This is a genomic window from Nonomuraea sp. NPDC004186, assembly GCF_053603495.1.
The window spans coordinates 46,824-63,913 of the sequence record NZ_JBSGFQ010000077.1; the positions used below are offsets into that span (position 1 = coordinate 46,824).

At 73.0% G+C, this 17,090-nt stretch carries 14 protein-coding genes; 9 read left to right on the forward strand and 5 right to left on the reverse strand.

The window, feature by feature from the left end; translation table 11 throughout:
- Positions 1–31: 31 nt before the first annotated feature.
- Positions 32–1,180: an amidohydrolase family protein gene (locus ACWEPL_RS44030; RefSeq protein WP_452439702.1), complete on the reverse strand. Its 1,149-nt coding sequence runs from the start codon at positions 1,178–1,180 to the stop codon at positions 32–34.
- A 176-nt stretch (positions 1,181–1,356) separates the two neighbouring features.
- Between ACWEPL_RS44030 and ACWEPL_RS44035 the strand changes: the two genes are divergently transcribed.
- The 4 genes from ACWEPL_RS44035 to ACWEPL_RS44050 are packed head-to-tail and all read left to right on the forward strand — an operon-like array spanning position 1,357 to position 5,894.
- On the forward strand, positions 1,357–2,361 hold the full coding sequence (locus tag ACWEPL_RS44035; protein WP_363974213.1) for an NAD-dependent epimerase/dehydratase family protein: 1,005 nt from the start codon (positions 1,357–1,359) through the stop codon (positions 2,359–2,361).
- On the forward strand, positions 2,348–3,037 hold the full coding sequence (locus ACWEPL_RS44040; protein WP_452439703.1) for a PIG-L deacetylase family protein: 690 nt from the start codon (positions 2,348–2,350) through the stop codon (positions 3,035–3,037). Before ACWEPL_RS44035 ends, ACWEPL_RS44040 begins: the two co-directional genes overlap by 14 nt.
- On the forward strand, positions 3,034–3,981 hold the full coding sequence (locus tag ACWEPL_RS44045) for a methionyl-tRNA formyltransferase (protein ID WP_452439704.1): 948 nt from the start codon (positions 3,034–3,036) through the stop codon (positions 3,979–3,981). Before ACWEPL_RS44040 ends, ACWEPL_RS44045 begins: the two co-directional genes overlap by 4 nt.
- Entirely contained in the window at positions 3,966–5,894 is a 1,929-nt protein-coding gene (locus ACWEPL_RS44050; protein ID WP_452439706.1) for an NAD-dependent epimerase/dehydratase family protein, read from the forward strand. The genes ACWEPL_RS44045 and ACWEPL_RS44050 overlap by 16 nt, the downstream gene beginning before the upstream one ends.
- Before the next feature lie 138 nt (positions 5,895–6,032).
- Here ACWEPL_RS44050 and ACWEPL_RS44055 read toward each other — a convergent pair whose 3' ends face one another.
- Positions 6,033–6,635, reverse strand: a complete 603-nt coding sequence (locus tag ACWEPL_RS44055; protein WP_363974224.1) for a TetR/AcrR family transcriptional regulator — start codon at positions 6,633–6,635, stop codon at positions 6,033–6,035.
- A 60-nt stretch (positions 6,636–6,695) separates the two neighbouring features.
- Between ACWEPL_RS44055 and ACWEPL_RS44060 the strand changes: the two genes are divergently transcribed.
- Together ACWEPL_RS44060 and ACWEPL_RS44065 are read left to right on the forward strand one after the other, a co-directional pair.
- Entirely contained in the window at positions 6,696–7,256 is a 561-nt protein-coding gene (locus ACWEPL_RS44060; protein ID WP_452439707.1) for an RBBP9/YdeN family alpha/beta hydrolase, read from the forward strand.
- Positions 7,253–7,774 (forward strand): antibiotic biosynthesis monooxygenase, encoded by a 522-nt coding sequence (locus ACWEPL_RS44065; RefSeq protein WP_363974230.1) that lies wholly within the window; start codon positions 7,253–7,255, stop codon positions 7,772–7,774. The genes ACWEPL_RS44060 and ACWEPL_RS44065 overlap by 4 nt, the downstream gene beginning before the upstream one ends.
- A 167-nt stretch (positions 7,775–7,941) precedes the next feature.
- Here ACWEPL_RS44065 and ACWEPL_RS44070 read toward each other — a convergent pair whose 3' ends face one another.
- From ACWEPL_RS44070 to ACWEPL_RS44080, 3 genes are read right to left on the reverse strand one after another with little or no spacing between them, the layout of a single operon-like run.
- Complete coding sequence (locus tag ACWEPL_RS44070) at positions 7,942–10,005, reverse strand: N,N-dimethylformamidase beta subunit family domain-containing protein (protein ID WP_452439708.1); 2,064 nt, start codon at positions 10,003–10,005, stop codon at positions 7,942–7,944.
- Entirely contained in the window at positions 10,002–11,363 is a 1,362-nt protein-coding gene (locus ACWEPL_RS44075) for a hypothetical protein (protein ID WP_452439709.1), read from the reverse strand. Before ACWEPL_RS44075 ends, ACWEPL_RS44070 begins: the two co-directional genes overlap by 4 nt.
- Entirely contained in the window at positions 11,356–11,589 is a 234-nt protein-coding gene (locus ACWEPL_RS44080) for an acyl carrier protein (protein WP_355196023.1), read from the reverse strand. The genes ACWEPL_RS44075 and ACWEPL_RS44080 overlap by 8 nt, the downstream gene beginning before the upstream one ends.
- A gap of 168 nt (positions 11,590–11,757) precedes the next feature.
- Between ACWEPL_RS44080 and ACWEPL_RS44085 the strand changes: the two genes are divergently transcribed.
- The 3 genes from ACWEPL_RS44085 to ACWEPL_RS44095 form a co-directional block, all read left to right on the forward strand.
- A complete protein-coding gene (locus ACWEPL_RS44085) occupies positions 11,758–13,206 on the forward strand; it encodes a class I adenylate-forming enzyme family protein (protein ID WP_452439710.1) in 1,449 nt (482 codons plus the stop codon).
- A 2-nt stretch (positions 13,207–13,208) separates the two neighbouring features.
- Positions 13,209–14,690, forward strand: coding sequence for a condensation domain-containing protein (locus ACWEPL_RS44090; RefSeq protein WP_452439711.1), 1,482 nt, complete (start codon positions 13,209–13,211; stop codon positions 14,688–14,690).
- A partial coding sequence (locus ACWEPL_RS44095) for a non-ribosomal peptide synthetase (protein ID WP_452439712.1) occupies positions 14,687–17,090 on the forward strand: 2,404 nt, incomplete at its 3' end. The genes ACWEPL_RS44090 and ACWEPL_RS44095, both read left to right, overlap by 4 nt.

Consider the following 17,090-nt stretch of genomic DNA (forward strand, 5'->3'; position numbering starts at 1 on the left):
TGTCCACACATGGGCGGAACATCGTTCGCCTTCACCCTCCGAGGTCATAGACGCGATGGGCGTTCTCCGCGCCCACCATCCAGGCCACCCGCATCGCCTGCTCCACCGACCACTCCCCCTCGGCCACGAACCCGCCGACCACCCGCGCCATCGCGCGCCGCCACAGCAGCGCCCCGAGATAGTGCAGCTCGGCCGGGCCGAAGCCGTCGGAGGAGAAGAGCAGCTTCGCGAACGGCGCAACCTCCAGGCTCTCGGCCACCAGCGCCACGCTGCGCGCGCCGGTGTAGCTCACGCCCAGCCCCACGTCGAAGAACACGTTCGGGTACGCGTGCGCCAGCAGGCCCGCCTGCCGCTGGTACGGGTAGCAGTGCAGCAACAGCAGCGGCACCCCGGTCGGCTCGGCCAGCTCGATGAGCCCGCGCAGCAGCAGCGGGTCCGACCGGCGCAGGTCCACGTCCGGGTCCCCGAACCCGATGTGGAACTGCAGCGGCAGGCCCCGCTCCAGCCCCGTCCAGATGAGGTGGCGCAGCAGCACGGGATCGGACACCCGCCCGCCCCCTGCGGACAACCAGCGCCCGGCGGCCTCCGTGACCTCCTCGCGCGTGGGCGGCGCGGGGTCGAAGTCGAGCCCGCAGCGGTAGGCGGCGATGCTCTTGAGCCCGCGCGCCGTACGCGTGCGCTCCCACAGCGCCTCGGCGAACCGGTCGGCGAACGCGCCCGCCCCGCACCCGCCGGCGGCCACCTGCTCGGCCACGGCCTCCAGCCGCACCACCTCGTCGGCCGGCACGCCGGTGACCTCCGCCATGCCGGAGGGCCCGAGCAGCTCCTCGCCCCGGTAGCCGGTCTCGACCAGGAAGTGCCCGATGCCGCTCGCGCCCAGCAGCAGCCGGTTGGTCTCGTCGGCGCCGAGCCGGGCGCGCCTGGCCAGGTACTCCTCCGGCGTGCAGAACGGGTCGAGGCCGAGCACCGGCGCGCAGTGCCGCAGGATGGCGTGGCCGACCTGGGAGTCGAACGGGGTCATCCACGACGGCACCGGCCGGTCGGACTCGGTGATCAGCTCCTCGAACGCCCGGCGCGACAGGTCGTGGGGCGTGACGCCGTGCACGTGGTGGTCCACCAGCGCCATCTCCTCGATGGCACGCACGAAGCCGGCGGGCATGAGGTCGAGCTCACTGGACATCGGCGGTGTCTCCCCAGGTCTCCCTACCCGGTCAGGATAGGGAGCTACCCGCGTCAGGAGGGGTTCACGCGCCGCGGTGAAAAGTTGTGGCCATGGGTGACAAGACAGACGAAAACTGTTTTAATCCCGCCTAGGTCCCAGTATGACCGTTTTCCTCGAGCGGGAAAGGCGGGTCCGTGCGAGTACCAGGTGGCGAAGTAGTCATCACCGGCGGTCTCGGATTCATCGGCTCACATCTGGTGGACGCCTACCTCGCGGCGGGCCACCGCGTACGGATCATCGACTCGAACGCCGGAGCGGTCGTGGACGGCGAGGACTACGACACCGACCCGCGCTGCACGGTCATCAGGCAGCGCGTGGAGGACCACCTGGCCTCCGGCGGCGACTTCGCGGGCGTGGACCGCGTCATCCACGCCGCCTCCTACGTGGGCCCGGCCAGCATCCTGTCGCGGTCGGGGCGGCTCGGGCACGACATCATCGGCAGCACCGCGCCGGTCATCGAGGCGTGCGCCGCCGCCGGGGTGCCGCTGTGCATGTTCAGCTCGGCCGAGGTGTACGGGCGCAGCGGCGTGCTCGACGAGAAGGACGACATCGTCGTGCCGACCCAGTACAACACGCGCATCGAGTACGCCATCGCCAAGACGCTGGCCGAGGCCATGGTCTGCAACAGCCGGCGGCACGGGTTACGCGGCATCGTCATCCGGCCCTTCAACGTGGCGGGCGCGCGGCAGTCGCGGGCGGGCGGGTTCGTGATGCCCACGTTCGTGCAGCAGGCCCTGGCCGGGCGGCCGATCACGGTGTTCGCGGGCGGGGAGCAGGTCAGGGCGTTCATCGCGGCCAGTGACCTGACGGCGTTCCTCATCGGCTTCATGGACGCGGCGCTGGACGGCGACGACGTCATCATCAACGTCGGCAACCCGGCCAACGCCGTCACCGTCATGGAGCTCGCCGAACGCGTCAAGGCCCTGCTCGGCAGCCCCTCCCCCATCGTCGGCGTGGACGGCCGGACCGTGCACGGGCCGCACTACGCCGAGGCGGAGTCCTTCCACAAGATCCCGGCGCTCAGGACGGCCACCGACCTGGGCTGGCGGCCCCGCGTCACCCTCGACGAGCTCATCATGGCCACCGCCGACTACTATCGCGCCCGCGAGGACCGAAGGGCAGTGAATGCGCCGCTTTGACCGCGTCCTGGTGATCTCCCCCCACGCCGACGACGAGGTCCTGGGCTGTGCCGGCCTGATGGCCGCGCAGGCCGAGCTCGGTGCCGAGGTGCACGTCCTGTATCTGGCGGTGGACGGCATGCGCCACTACGGGCTGGCCGGCGCCACGACCTACCGGCAGCGGCTGGACGAGATCGAGGCCGTGCGGGGCCTGCTCGGCTTCACCTTCGAGATCGCGTACGGGGACCGCGGGCTGACCGAGCGGCTCGACACGCTGCCGCGCCGGGAGCTGGTGGACCTGTTCGAGCACGCCCTGAACGAGCGGCGGCCCGACCTGCTGCTCCTGCCCAGCTTCGCCGACTACGACCAGGACCACTGCGCGGTCTTCGACGCCGGGTTCGCCGCCGCCCGGCCGATCGCGCAGCAGTTCGGCAAGTGGCTGGTGCCGAACGTCTTCATGTACGAGATGTCGAAGATCCAGTGGGCGTCCGAGCCGATGCCCCGCTCGACGGCTTACTGCGATATATCCGCCTATATGGGCGCGAAGCTTGCGGCATTGCGGGCGTACGAGAGCCAGCACCGGCCCTCACCGCACATCAGGAGCGAGGATTCGGTGACGGCGCTGGCCACGTTACGCGGAGCGGAGATCGGCGTCACCCGCGCTGAGGCGTTCGGGGTGCTGAGGGAGGTCCTGTGAAGACGTTCGCGTTCGCCACCGGGATGGAGTTCGCCGCGCCGGCGGTGGACGTGCTGGTGGCGCAGGGCACCCCGCCGTCGCTGCTGATCGGCTACCCGCCCGCGCTGCAGCACCGCTCCGGGTTCGCGCCGCTGCGGGAGGCGTCCGAGAAGCACGGCATCCCGCTGCTGGAGACGGCCGACATCAACGACGGGCAGGCGTACGAGCTGGTCAAGGACATGGACCTGTTCGTGATCGCGGGATGGTCGCAGCTGGTGCGCGAGCCTCTGCTGTCGGCGTGCCCCCTGGGGTCCATCGGGCTGCATCCCACGCGGCTGCCCGAGGGGCGGGGGCGGGCCGCGCTGCCGTGGACGATCATCAAGCGGCTGGAGACGAGCGCGGTCAGCCTGTTCTTCCTGGACGAGGGGGCCGACACCGGGGACCTGATCGCCCAGCGGGAGTTCACGGTCAGCCGGCGCGACGACGTCGGCGCCGTCTACCGCAAGGTCACCGAGATCAACGTGGACCTGCTGGCGACGTACATCCCGCTGCTGCTGGAGGGCCGCGTGGTGGCGCGCCCGCAGGGGCCCGGCGGGTCGTGGTGGGAGAAGCGGCGGCCCGAGGACGGGCTGATCGACTGGTCCCGGCCCGCCTCCGACCTCTACGACTGGGTACGCGCGCTGGCCCCGCCCTATCCGGGGGCGTTCACGTCCGTCTCCGGGCGGCGGCTGTACGTCCACAGCGCGGATCTCATTGGGGCAGACCTCATCGAGCTGAGCGGCACGGAACCGGCCGGGACCGTGCTCGCTCCCGTGTGGTCGACCGGGACCGGCGGCGTGCTGGTGGCCTGCGGGTCGGGGCTGCTGGTGGTACGCGACGTGCGGTGGGAGGGCGGCGACCGGCGCGACGCCCTGGACCTCGTCGAGTCGGGCGAGCTCACGGTTGGCGCATGCCTGGGGACGTGAATCGGAACGTGCGGCTGAGCGGGGCCGTCATGGCGCATCCCCAGCGCAGGGAGGCGGCCGCGCGGCTGGCCGGGGACGTGCTCGACGTCGTCACCGACCCCGATCCGGGCGGCCGGCCCTCGGCGTTCCGCACCTCGCTGCTGGCGTGGTCGAGCATTCCCGGCGACTCCACCCACCACTTCCTCCTGCACGACGACATGGTGCTCTCCAGCACGTTCTTCCAACGGGCCGAGCGCGCCGCCCGCGCCATGCCGCACGCCGCGCTCGCCCTGTTCGCGTTCTGGAACTCGCGCAACGGCGCCGCCGTACGCCAGGGGGCGCTGGCCGGGGCGCGGTGGGTGGCGGGGGCGGGCGAGTACACGCCGGTGGCCGCCCTGCTGCTGCCCAAGGAGGTCGCCGAGGGGTACGTGGAGTGGGCCGCGGGCCGGGGCGACACGTGGCCCGACGACGTGCTCATGGGGCGGTACCTGCGGCAGGCCGGGGTGCCGGTGTTCGTGGCGGTGCCCAGCCTGGCCGAGCACGAGGACCTGGCGAGCCTGGTGGACAACGACTTCCAGGGGGTGCGCCGCTCGCCGTGCTTCTTCACCGACGACCCGCTGGCGGGGCTGGGCGAGGACGCCGTGCTGGACGATCTGCCGGTGATCCCGTTCTTCAAGCGGGGTGTCGCGCAGTGCGCCGTACGGGTGCCGGGGTCGGGGCGGTGGCGGGACCTGCGGTGCGAGGACTATCTGGCCGGCCTGGGGATCGACGCGGGCGCGCTGGTGGCGCGGGCGGGCGCGGGGGCGCATGGGGCGCTGTGGCTGACGGCGTACACGATGGGGGTCGTGCATCGGGGCCGTGAGCTGGGAGACGCTCGGGTCGTGGACGGAGGTCGCGGGCTGGGGGACGCTCGGGTCGTGGACGAGGCGCTGGCCACGATGGGGCCGGGCGGGTTGTGCCACGAGCTCTCGGGGCGGGAGCTGGGGCGGCTGTCGGCGGAGCTGCACGAGGTGGCGCGGGCGGGCCTGGAGGCGGGCCTGCACGACGCGGCGCGGCAGGGCCCGGAGGCGAGCCTGGGAACGGGCCCGGCGGACCGCCCGCCTCGCGCCGTACCGTCGCCGTCCCTGACGGATCGCCCGCCGCGCGTCGTGACCCCGCCGTCCCCTGTGCCCTTGATCGCGGCCCTGGGACCGTCTGCGACGGTGGCCGTGAGCGGTGCCGAGACGTTCGTCCGGGAGCACCTGGCGCACGCGCTCGCCGACCGGGGCCTCCGTCTCGCCGCCGGCGACTCCGGCGTGCCGGTGGTGCACGTGTGCGCCCTCGGTTGGTCCCCCGACGCCGACCCGGAGGAGGAGCTGCGGCTCGCGCGGGCGGCCTTCGCGGGCGGGCGGAGCGGGGTGCTGCTCAGCTCGGTCCACGTCTACCCGCAGCGGAAGTGGGTGGACGAGGAGACACCCGCGTCGCCCGCCGCCACGCCGTTGTCGCGGGCCCTGCTGCAGGTGGAGGCGGCCGCGCCGGGAGCGGTGGTGCTGCGGCTGGGCGAGCCGTACGGGCCCGGCATGCCGCAGGGCGGGCCGCTGGCGGACCTGGTGCTGCGGTCGTCGCTCAACCGTCCCGCGCCTGTCTCCGGACGTCCGGTGCAGCTGGTGCACGTACAGGACGTCGCCGGGGCGGTGCTGGCCGCGCTGGAACGGGGGGTTGCGGGGCGCGTGTACAACATCGCCGGCCGGAAGCGGCTGCGCATGGGCGAGCTGGCCGAGGCGGTGTCCAAGGCGGTGCGACCGATGGACGTCGAGACGTCCGACGAGCCGCCCGGGCCGCTGGTGAACGTCGAGCGGGCGGAGGTCGAGCTGGGGTGGCGGGAGGGTGTGACGCCGGACTACGGGCTGCACACGTTCGCGCAGTGGCTGGCCTACGAGAGCGACCGCCCTTAGGCGGGGATCGCTCCGCCGGGCAAGTGGTCCACCGCCAAGCGGACCATGGCGCCCTCGATCACCGAAGACGAACTCGGCGCCGTAGCGAGGCGGCCGGCCGCTGGTCCCCGGCACCCGCGCTGGAGCAAGCTGACCTCGTCATTCAACCTCTGACCCTTGTGTTCGTCCGAGTCCCCTGATCAGTCGGGTCACGTGGGCCGCCGCGTCGGTGGGATCGAGTGGTTCGTGTTCCACGAGCAGCCGGTACCAGAACGGTCCGAAGATCAGGTCCGTCGCGTGGCCGATGTCCAGGCCGGGGTCGAGTTCGCCGCGTTCGATGCCGCGTTCCAGGAGGTGGGCCACGATCGCGCGGCGGCTGTTCACCCAGGCGCGGAACGGTTCGCGGAAGTCCTCGTCGAGTTGGGCTTCGGCCATCAGCCCGCGCAGCGTGCGGACGCGCAGTGGATGCTTCACCACCCGATAGAGCTCGGTGACGAAAACGGTGAGATCGCTCTGCACCGATCCGGTGTCGGGCTCGGGCATCCGCCGGTCGACGATCTGGGTATAGGCCTCCATCACCAGCTCGGGCCGGGAGCGCCACCACCGGTAGATGGTGCTTTTGGCGACCCCGGAACGCGCGGCGATCTTCTCGATGGTCAGGGTCTGGTAGCCGTGCTCCTCCAGCAGTTCGGCGGCGGCGGTCAGTACCGCCTGGTGGGCCTCGGGGCTGCGGGTGCGCCCGCCCCTGCGCTCGGTTGACATGTAGATCACCGTAGCCTATTTTTCAATCGAAACGAAACGTAGCGATTCGATTGGAACCCCATGAGCCGTGTCGTTATCTCGCACGAATACGCCAGCTCCCCCGACCAGGCGTGGTACGACCACCTGGCCGCCGAACTGAGCCCCCACGACGTGCGGGTCCCGCAGATGCCCGACCCTCAGGCGCCACAGCCCGAACCCTGGCTCAAGGCCGTGACCGCCGAGGTGAACGACCCCCGCGACACCGTCCTGGTCGGGCACAGCTTGGGCGGCGTCAACCTGCTCCGCCTGCTACAGCAGCACGACGTCGGCCGCGAGGGCCCCTACGCCGGAGTCGTGCTGGTCGCCTCCATGGCCCACGAGGTCGGCTACGACCAGCTCGCCCCGTTCTTCCAGGATGGCTTCGGCTGGGACCGCATCCGGCGCGCCGCCGGGCAGTTCCGGGTGCTGGTCGCCATCGACGACCCGGTGCTCACGCCCGACCCCCTCGAGCATGTGCGGCTGTTCGCCGAACACCTGGGCGCCAAGGCCCTGGTCACCCCCGATGGCGTCCACTTCAGCCGCCTCCAGGATCGGCGCGAGCTGCACGAGGCCGTCACCCTGGTCACCGACCTGCTGCCATGATCGTCCTGGTCACCCGACGGGTGCGGGCGGGCAGAGAGCAGGAGTTCGAGGCCTTCCTCGAACGCGTCCGCTCCTTGGCCGCCGCGCACGGCAGCCAGGGCATGACGGTCATCCCCCCGTCCGAGGGAGGCGGCGAGTACGCGATCGTCTACCGCTTCGCCGATGCCGAGCAACTGGCCGCCTGGAGATCCTCACCCGACCGCGCCGCCCTGATCGCCGAGTCGGCCGACCTGGTCGACTCGCCACCCCTCGAACGCGACCTGACCGGCCTCGACGGCTGGTTCGCACCCACCGACGGCCAGGTCGTACGCCCGCCCGCCCGCTGGAAGACCTGGCTCATCACCCTCACGGCCCTCTACATCCTGCTGCTCACCATCACCACCATCGCCGAACCGCTCCTGTCCCCCCTCACACCACCGCTGCGGTTCGCGCTGCTCCTGCCCGTCCTCACCGCACTCATGACCTGGATCGTCATGCCAAGACTCAGCCGTCTCCTGGCCTCCTGGCTGTACGACTGAGCTTGGCGGACTCCTCCTCGCTCCAGCCGGCCTGGAGACGATGTCGAGGGTGGCGGCCACGTCGGCCGGCACGACCGGGTGCCGGCAGTGAACCCTGGCGACCAGGGTGCCCGTTCCGCAGAGCGGCCGCTCGTCGACAGGCTTGGCGACGGTGGTCGGCGCCTGCTCTACGACAGCGACCGCCAGCGGAGGGCGCCGTCGGGTGCTGCGCCGATGAGCCGTCCTGCGGTGGCGGCCAGGACGGTGTGCCCTTCGGCGGGGCCCAGGTCGCTCCAACCGGCCTCATGCCGCTCGGCCGTCCGCACGAGGATCCGGTCGGCCGAGACGGCGAACAGCCGGCCGTTCATCGCGGTCAGGCTCACCGCGCCGGCGGCCGGGCCGACGCTCCTCCAGTCGTGGACGCCGAGCCGCCTGATCGGCAGGTGCCACAGCTCGTCCCCGGAGGTGACGGCGAACAGCCCTTCGTCCACGACGGCCAGGGCGATGGTGCCCTCTGGCGCCCGGCTGACGTCCCGCCACGGCTTCGGGGCCGGCACGGGGTCGCGGTAACGGATGGTGCCGTCGGGGGCGACCCCGTACAGCCCGGCGGGCGGGCCGCCGTGCGCCTCCCGGGGTGCGGCGAGCGCGATCGCGTCGGTCGCGTCGATCGTCTGCCACGGGAGGTTCTGGCCGCATACGTCCCTAACGGCGAGCGTTCCGTCCGGGCACGCGGCGTAGAGGCGGTTCTCACAGCAAACGAGCGCCAGTACGACTGCGGCACTGCCCGGCTCGACCGCCGCGCTGGACGGTGGCACGGCTGCGGCACCGCCCGGCTCGACGGCCGCCGACAGGGCGACCTCATCGGACGGCGACGCGCCGACGTCGGAGGCCGACGGCGCGGCTTTGACCGCCGCGAGAGGCGACAGGGCCCCGGCCGCCCGCGACGCGAGGGCCGACGCCCGCTCCGGCGGCGCGTCGGCGAGGGCCGCAGGTGGAGCAGGAGCCGAGGGTGGCGAAGCGGCCGCGATGGCCACCGGCGGGGTGGGGCCGATGGGGTCCCAGGTGGGGGTGGTGGGTGGGTGGGAGAGGCGGTTGAGGATGTTGCGGGTGATGGTGGCCAGGGTCGGGTCGTCGACGGTGTTGCCCCAGTTGATGGTGCCGGCGTTGAAGACGGTGCCCGACCCGAGGCGGTGGAGGCCCATCGTGGCGGCCCCGCCCTTGCCGTAGCGGCGCCAGTGGGACAGGTCGGCCGTGGCGAGGACGACGAAGGACGGGGGCGTGCCGTCACGACCGGTCGCCCGGGGGACGCCGGCCACCCATTCCAGGTCGGCCGCGTCCGTCTCGTAGCCGATCGCGCCTCTCCCGAACGTGTCACCGTCCGCGAGCCCCGTTCCCTCGAAGACCCAGTGGCCGGCGAATCTGGCGGTGTAGGACTCCTGAGACATGACGCGCGAGTCCACCCAGCAGCCGGCGCCGTTCCTGAAGGAGAGGCCGGTGAGGGTGTTCTCGGGCCGGTTGACGGGGTCGCTCGGCCACTCGACCGTGACCCTGCCGGGGTCGGTGGCGGCCATGGGGTCGGCGGTGGCGTCGCGATAGCAGACCATGGTACGGAGGTTGTCCTCGAAGCGGACCTGCCACCAGCAGGTGTTGCCGGAGAATATGGCGATATTTCCGCCACGGCGGGCAAATGCCTCCGCCGCGTCCCGCATCTCCCACGACCAGTACTCGTCATGGCCGTTGATGACCAGGAGCCGGTAGCGGGAGAGGAGGTCGAGGCCGCCGTGCAGGTCCAGGCCCGAGCAGTAGTCGACGGTGTAGCCCGCCGGGCCGAGCCAGCGGAGCAGGCCGAGCTCCCACTCCTCGATCTGCGGCCCCGCGCCCGGCCGGTCGAAGGTGACCTTGACGGCGCGGTCGGGCTGCTCCGACTGGTAGAGGCCCTCACCGGGGACACCGGGCCGGTTGTACGCCTCCCAGGTGGGGAACGGGATCGACACGAGGATGGGCGAAGCGGGCACGGAGCTACGTACGACGAAATATGCGCTGGTGTCGCGGTAAATGGCTCGGTAGAGGGAGCTGGGCCAGTCGTCGCCTACCTTCAGGGTCCAGGAGGGGCCGCCGGAGGAGACGTCCTCCATGACGACCCGGCCCGACGGCACGTCCTCCACCACGATCGGGCCGCCGCCCGCGTCGAGGAGCCGGAAGCGGAGCTCCTCCCCCTGCGCGCACGACGTCGCCTCCGCGTACAGGCTCATGTACGGGCCGCCTCCACGATCAGGCCTTCCAGGTCCAGCAGGTACTGTTCGATGCCCGGCGGGGGCAGCAGGGCGGTGTCGGCGTAGCAGGAGGCCTCCATGCGGCCCGGCTCGCCGCCGACGTGCAGGCGGAAGTCGCAGATGTTGCGGTCCATCGCGTCCGTCCTGACCACCTCGGTCTTGCCCTCCAGGGCGGCCACCTGGCCGTCCTCCTGGACGAGCCGCTGGTCGTTGAAGCAGCCGAACGACCGGATCCCCGGCCCCACCCGGCTGACCGCCTCCTCCATCGCGTACGGGTCGTACTGCGCCTGCCGGTACGCCCGCAGCGCCGCCCCCCACGCCTGGCGCACCAGCGCGTCGAAGGACTCCGTACGCAGGTCCAGCACCACCAGCGCCTCCTGCGAGACCGTGGACACCACGTCGCGCCGCCCGGCCGCGAAGCGGTTGTTCACGATCACCCGCATCCCGCAGAACCGCTGCCCGGTCAGCCCTCCGGCCACCCGCATCGCCCCCGCGAGCAGCACCGTCGAGGAGCTGACCCGGTTGCGGGCGGCGACCTCCTGCGCGGCGGCGGCCAGCGCGGGCGAGCGCATCGTGGCCTCCACGAAACGCGGCTCCCCCGGTACGTGCGAGGACGACGGCACGGGGTCCATCCGGGCGTACTCCTCCAGCCAGAACCCGATCGCCTCCCCCGACACCCGCTGCCCCTCGGGCGAGTGCTGCCAGGCGGCGAGCTCCCCAGGCGTGGCGCTGCGCAGGGGCGGCAGGGAGTCCCGGAGCAGGAGCAGGCGGAAGTCCTTGACCACGATTTCGGCCGCGTGGCCGTCGGCGGCGAGATGGCAGAGGACCAGGACGATGTGCCGGACATATCCCCCGGCCACCACGAACGCCACCCGCAGCGGCCACTCCTCCCAGTACGCGAACGGCTCGGCCGCCAGCCGCTCGCCCACCTCCTCGGCCAGGACCGAGCTCACTTCCTCGACAGGAACCGGGCTCACTTCCTCGACCCGAACCGACCCGACCGGCCCCGACCCGACCGGCCCCGACTCGGTCGGCCCTGGCTCGGTCGGCCCCGTCTCGACCACCTCGTACGGGGGACACGCGGACGGCCAGACCCGCTGGAGCGGTGCGTCGCACGGCCCCGTGAGGCGGGTGCGGAGCGACTCGTGCCGGGCGACCAGCCGTTCGAGGGCCAGCGCGGCGCGCTCCACGCTCACCGGACGTTTGGGCGCGGCGAAGACCCGGGCGATGTTGAGGTAGCGCTCCTGCGGCGCGGCGGCGACGACCGCCCGCCAGATGTCCTGTTGCCCCCAGGTCAGCGGCCCGTCCCTGGCCGGCACCTCACCGGGGTCAGCCATGGAGCCGGACGTAGTCCACCAGCGCGTCCAGGCTGTCGATGGCCGTGGGGTCGAGCTCCACCCCGAACTCGGCCTCCACCGCGTCGATCAGTCGTAAGTAGGCCAGGGAAGTGACGCCGAGATCGCTCAGCCGGGTCTGCCCGGACAGCACCTCGGCCGGATCGACCGCCCCGTCGGCGGCCTTGGCGATCATGTCGGCGAGCCGTTCGCGAAGCTCCCCATCCATCAGCACCTGGTGAACCCTCCCTCGTCGGGGAATCCGGGGCGAGTGTGTCACGCGGTGCCAGACGTCGGCAAGCGCCTATAGGTAAGGGCTTGACGCATGTGTGCATTTTTTCTAGCGTCAAGCGGCACGACGAAAAAAATTCTGGGGGTGGTTCCGTCGGCCCTTCCAGTGCCCGATCTCCTGACGTCCCGAGCCGCCACCGATCCCGACCACACCGCGCTGATCGTCGCCGGCCAGGGCAGCCTGACCCTGGCGGAGTGGGACGAGCGCTCCACCGCCGCCGCCCGCGCGCTCCCAGGACCGCTCAAGGGCGATCGGGTCGCGCTGGTCTTCGGCGCCCGCGAGTGGCTGGACTACGCGGTGAGCTGGATGGCCGTGCTGAAGGCGGGCGGCGTGGCGGTGCCGCTCTCGGACCGGCTCGCCCCGCCGGAGCTGGCGTACATGATCGAGGACTGCGGGGCGACGACGGTCGTCCACGGCGGCGGGGACACGGCGCTCCCACCCAAGCAGGCCGTCCCCTTCAAAGAGCTCTTGTCAGGACCGGCCGTCCGCGAGGAGCCGGCGGCCCCGGATCCGCTCTCGCTCGCCCAGATCCTCTACACCTCCGGCACGACGGGCAGGCCCAAGGGTGTCGCCGCCACCCACGCGAACCTGACCTCCCCGCCCGTCCACCCCAAACGCCGCCCGTTCACCCATTCCCGGCATCTGGTGCACGCCTTCCCCATCGGCACGAACGCCGGCCAGGTGATGCTGCTCCACGCCCTCACCGCCGCCCCTGCGGTGGTGACGCTCCCGCTCTTCACCCCGGCCCGCTTCGCCGCCCTGATCGAGGAGTACGCGGCCGGCACCGTCTTCGTCGTCCCCGCGATGGCCGCCGAGCTCCTCAACGCCCGCGTGCAGGACCGCCACGACCTGTCCAGCGTGCTGCTGCTCGGCTCGGCCGCCGCCGCGCTGCCCCCGTCGATCGCCGCCGGCCTGACCGCCGCGTTCCCCAACGCGACCGTCGCGAACTACTACACCTCCACCGAGGCCGCCCCGGCGCAGACCATCATGATCTACGACGCGGACCGGCCCGGCTCGCTCGGCCGCGCGGCGGGCGGCTCCGAGCTCAGGATCGCGAACGCGGACGGCACCCCCGTGGCGCCCGGCGAGACGGGCGAGGTGTGGCTGCGCGCCGCCGCCCATCCCCGCGCCTACTACGACCGGACGAGCAACGGCGCCGTCCGGGAGGACGCGTTCCAGGACGGCTGGGTGCGCATGGGCGACCTCGGCCGCCTCGACGACGAGGGCTACCTGTACCTCGTCGACCGGGAGAGCGACGTGATCAAGTCGGGCGCGTTCAAGGTCTCGACGATCCAGGTCGAGTCGGCGCTGCACGAGCACCCGGCGGTGGCGGACGCGTCGGTGTTCGGGGTGCCGCACCCGGTGATGGGCACGGCGGTGGCCGCCGCGGTGGTGGCCACCGGACCGCTGGCGCTCAGCGACGTGCGGGCCTTCCTGAGCACCCGGCTGGCCGGGCACGAGCTGCCCACGGTGCTGCTCACCCTGGACGCCCTGCCCAGGAACGCCGCGGGCAAGGTCATCAAGCGGGAACTGCGCCGTATGGCAGAGGAGTGACGATGGTCCTGGCATCGCAGGCCCAGCACGGCATGTGGATCACCGAGATGATGCACGGCGGCGGCACGGCGTACCACATGCCGTTCGCCCTGTGGTTCGACGGCCCGCTGGACCGGGGGGCGATGCTGAAGGCGTGCGAGTCGGTGCTCGCCCGCCACCCGGTGCTGGGGTGCGCGTTCGAGGACCGCGACGGGGAGCTGCACCTGGTGCCCGCCGCCGACCGGCCGCCGGTCGCGTTCGCCGGGGCGGCAGACGCGGACGACCTGCTGCGCGAGGAGATCGCGCGGCCGTTCGACCTGGGGCGGGGGCCGCTGGCGCGGTTCACGCTGGCGGAGGTGGGGCCGTCGCGGCATCTGCTGCTGTTCGTGGGGCACCACCTGGTGTTCGACGGCATGTCGAAGGACCTGCTGGTGCGTGACCTGGCGGCGGCGTACTCGGGCGGGCCCCTGCCGCCGCTGCCCATGCCGTACGGGGCCGCCGCCACGATCCCGCCCGAGGCCACGGCGTACTGGCACGAGCACTGGCGCGACCGGCCGACGGTGGTCATCGACGGGATGGCCGGGACCGCGCGGACGACCGGCCGCGGCGAGACGGTCCTGCTCGACCTGACGGGCGAGATGTCCGGATGGGAGGGGGTCGGGGTCACGCGGTTCGAGCTGTTCCTGGCGGCCGTGCACGCCCTGCTCTTCCGGTACGGCAACGCCGAGCCGGCGGTCGCGGTCGCCATGTCCACCCGGCGGCCGGAGACCAGGGAGCACATCGGCCTGTTCGCCACCGAGTTACCTCTCTACTCCGCGCCCACGCCGGACACCACCCTCGCGGAGCTGGCCCACGACCTGCGGGCGCGGCTGCGCGAGCTGAACCGCTTCCGCGACATCCCCGCGGCCAGGGCGGCGGGCGGCATCCGGCCGCGCCCCGCGCTGGCGCCGGTGTCGATCAGCTTCCGGCGGCGCGCGGCCGACGTGGTCTTCCCGGGGCTGGGCGTGGTGGCCGAGTGGAAGATGTCCAACCACATGGTCAGGAACGTCCTGCACCTGCAGGCCGTGGACGGCGACGACGGGCTCCGGCTCACCCTGCACCACAGCCCCGACGTCATCGGGCGCGAGCACGTCGAGCGGGCCGGGGAGCACCTGCGGGCCGTGCTCGCCGCCGACCCCGGCCTCCGGCTCGCCGACCTGCCCCTGCCCGCCGTCACGCCGGTGCCGGCTCCCGGGCCGGTCGAGACCCCCGTACCGGGCGCCGCGGCGGAGGCGGTGGACGGCGAGCTGGTCGAGCAGGTACGCCAGATCTGGATGGAGGTCCTGCGGATCGAGGAGCTCGCCCCCGACGAGGACCTGTACGACCTCGGCGGCCACTCGCTGACCATCACCCAGATCGGCGCCCGGATCAGGAAACGGCTCGGCGTCGAGGTGCCGTTCGACGTGTTCCTCGACGATCCGACGGTCGCCGGGGTGGCGGCGGCGGTCAGCGAGCTGCGCGCATGATCTCCCTCGGCCAGGAACGGCTCTGGTTCCTGCACCGGCTCGACCCGGCCGACCCGGCCTACCGGGTGGCCGTCGTGCGGCGGATCTCCGGCCCGCTCGACGCCGACGCCCTGACCGGCGCGTTCGGCGACGTGGTGGCACGGCACGAGTCGCTGCGCACCCGCTTCCCCGACCACGACGGACAGCCGGTCGCGATCGTGGAGCCGCCGGGCCCCGTACCGGTCGAGCGCGTCGACCTCGACACACCCGAGCAGGCCGCGCGGCTGCTCGAAGAGCGCGCGAACACCCCCTTCGAGCTGGGCTCCGCGCCGCCCCTGCGCGTCACGCTGGTCCGGCTCTCCCCCGGCGACCACGTTCTGTGCGTCGTGCTGCACCACATCATCGGCGACGGCTGGTCGCTGAACGTGCTCATGGACGACCTGGCCAGGTGCTACGCGGCCCGCCTGGACGGCACCCCGGCCGGGCTGCCGGAGCTGGCGACGACCTACGCCGAGTACGCCGACGCGCAGCGCGAGGCCGACGCGGACGTGGACCACTGGACGGCCAGGCTCGACGGGGCCGCGCCGCTGGACCTGCCGGCGGACCGGCCGCGCCCGGCCCGGCGGGGCAGCGCGGGCGGGGAGACCTGGTTCGACCTCGACCCCGCGCTGGTCGGCTCGCTGGCGCGGCTCGCCCGGGCGGAGCGGTGCACGCTGTTCATGGTGCTGCTGGCCGCGTACCAGGCGCTGCTGGCCCGCCACACCGGGCAGGACGACATCGTGGTCGGCACGCCCACGGCCGGGCGGAGCCGGCCGGAGCTGGAGCCGATGGTCGGGCTGTTCGCCTCGACGCTGGTGCTGCGGGGCGACCTGTCGGGCGATCCGGCGTTCACGGAGCTGCTGCGGCGCACCCGCCGGACCGTGCTGGAGGCGATGGCGCACGGCGAGACGCCCGTCGAGCGGGTGCTGTCGGCACTCGACATCGAACGCGACCTCAGCCGCACGCCGCTCTTCCAGACCATGTTCGGGCTGCACAACGCGGCGGTCGGGTACGGCGAGGCCGCCACGTTCGCCGGGCTGACGAGCGAACCGTTCCCGCACGGGACGCCGCCCGCCATGGTGGACCTGCGCGTGGACCTGTGGCCGGACGGCGGCGGGCTGCGCGGCGCGTTCGTCTACAGCGCCGAGCTGTTCTCGCCGGGTACGGTGGAGCGGCTGGCGGCGCGGTTCCTCGCGCTGCTGGGCTCGGTCGTCCGCAGTCCCGGCGAGCGGGTGTCCGAGCTGGAGGTGCTGCCGCCCGAGGAACGCCGGCTGCTGGACTCCTGGAACGACACCGCGGCCGATGTCCCGTCCGGCACGGTCGTGGACCTGTTCCTGCGGCAGGCGGAGCTGCGGCCGGACGTCGTGGCGGTGGAGTGCTCCGGGGAGGCCCGCACCTATGCCGAGGTGGCCGCCCGGGCCCGGCTGGTCGCGGCGGGGCTGCGTGCGCGCGGGGCGGGGCCGGGGTCCGTGGTGGCGGTGTGCCTGCCGCGCTCGGCCGAGCTGCCGGGGACGCTGCTGGGCGTCATGATGGCGGGGGCCGCGTACCTGCCGGTGGACCCGGCGCTGCCCGCCGGGCGCGTCGCGGCCATGCTCGCCCAGGCGGGCGTGCGGGTCGCGCTGGCCGGCCCGTCGGCACCCCTGCCCGAGCACGTCGAACGGATCGAGCCCGCGCCGGAGGCGTCCTTCGCCACATCACAGGCGGCGGCCGGTGCCCCCGCGTACGTGCTGCACACCTCGGGCTCCACCGGCACGCCCAAGGGGGTGGCGGTGCCGCACTCCGCGCTGGTCAACCTGCTGGCCGGGATGGAGCGGCTGCTCGGCTCCCGCCCGGAGGACGTGTGGCTGGGCAGCACGGCGCTGTCGTTCGACATCGCCGGGCTGGAGCTGTACCTGCCGCTGGTGACGGGCGGGCGGCTGGTGCTGGCCGGCGACGACGCCGTGCGCGACGGGGTGGCGCTGGCCCGGCTGATCGGCGCGTCAGGGGTCACCCACGTGCAGGCCACGCCGTCGGGGTGGAGCATGCTGCTGTCCGCCGGGCTGGACCCGTCGGGGCTGGTGGCGCTGGCCGGGGGCGAGGCGTTGCCGCTCGCGCTGGCCAGGCGGCTGCGCAGGCGGGTGGGGCGGCTGCTCAACATGTACGGGCCGACCGAGACCACGATCTGGTCCACCGCCTGGGAGGTGCCGCCCTCCCCCGACCGCGTGAGCATCGGGCGGCCGCTGGCGAACACCACGGTACGGGTGCTCGACCGCTCCGGCTCGCCCGCGCCCATCGGCGTCCCCGGGGAGCCGCGATCCCAGCGTCGCGGGCGACCGGCCGCGCGCAGGGCCGCGACCTCCTCCTCGGTGAGCATGGACAGAAACTCGCCGGACTCTGGCTCCA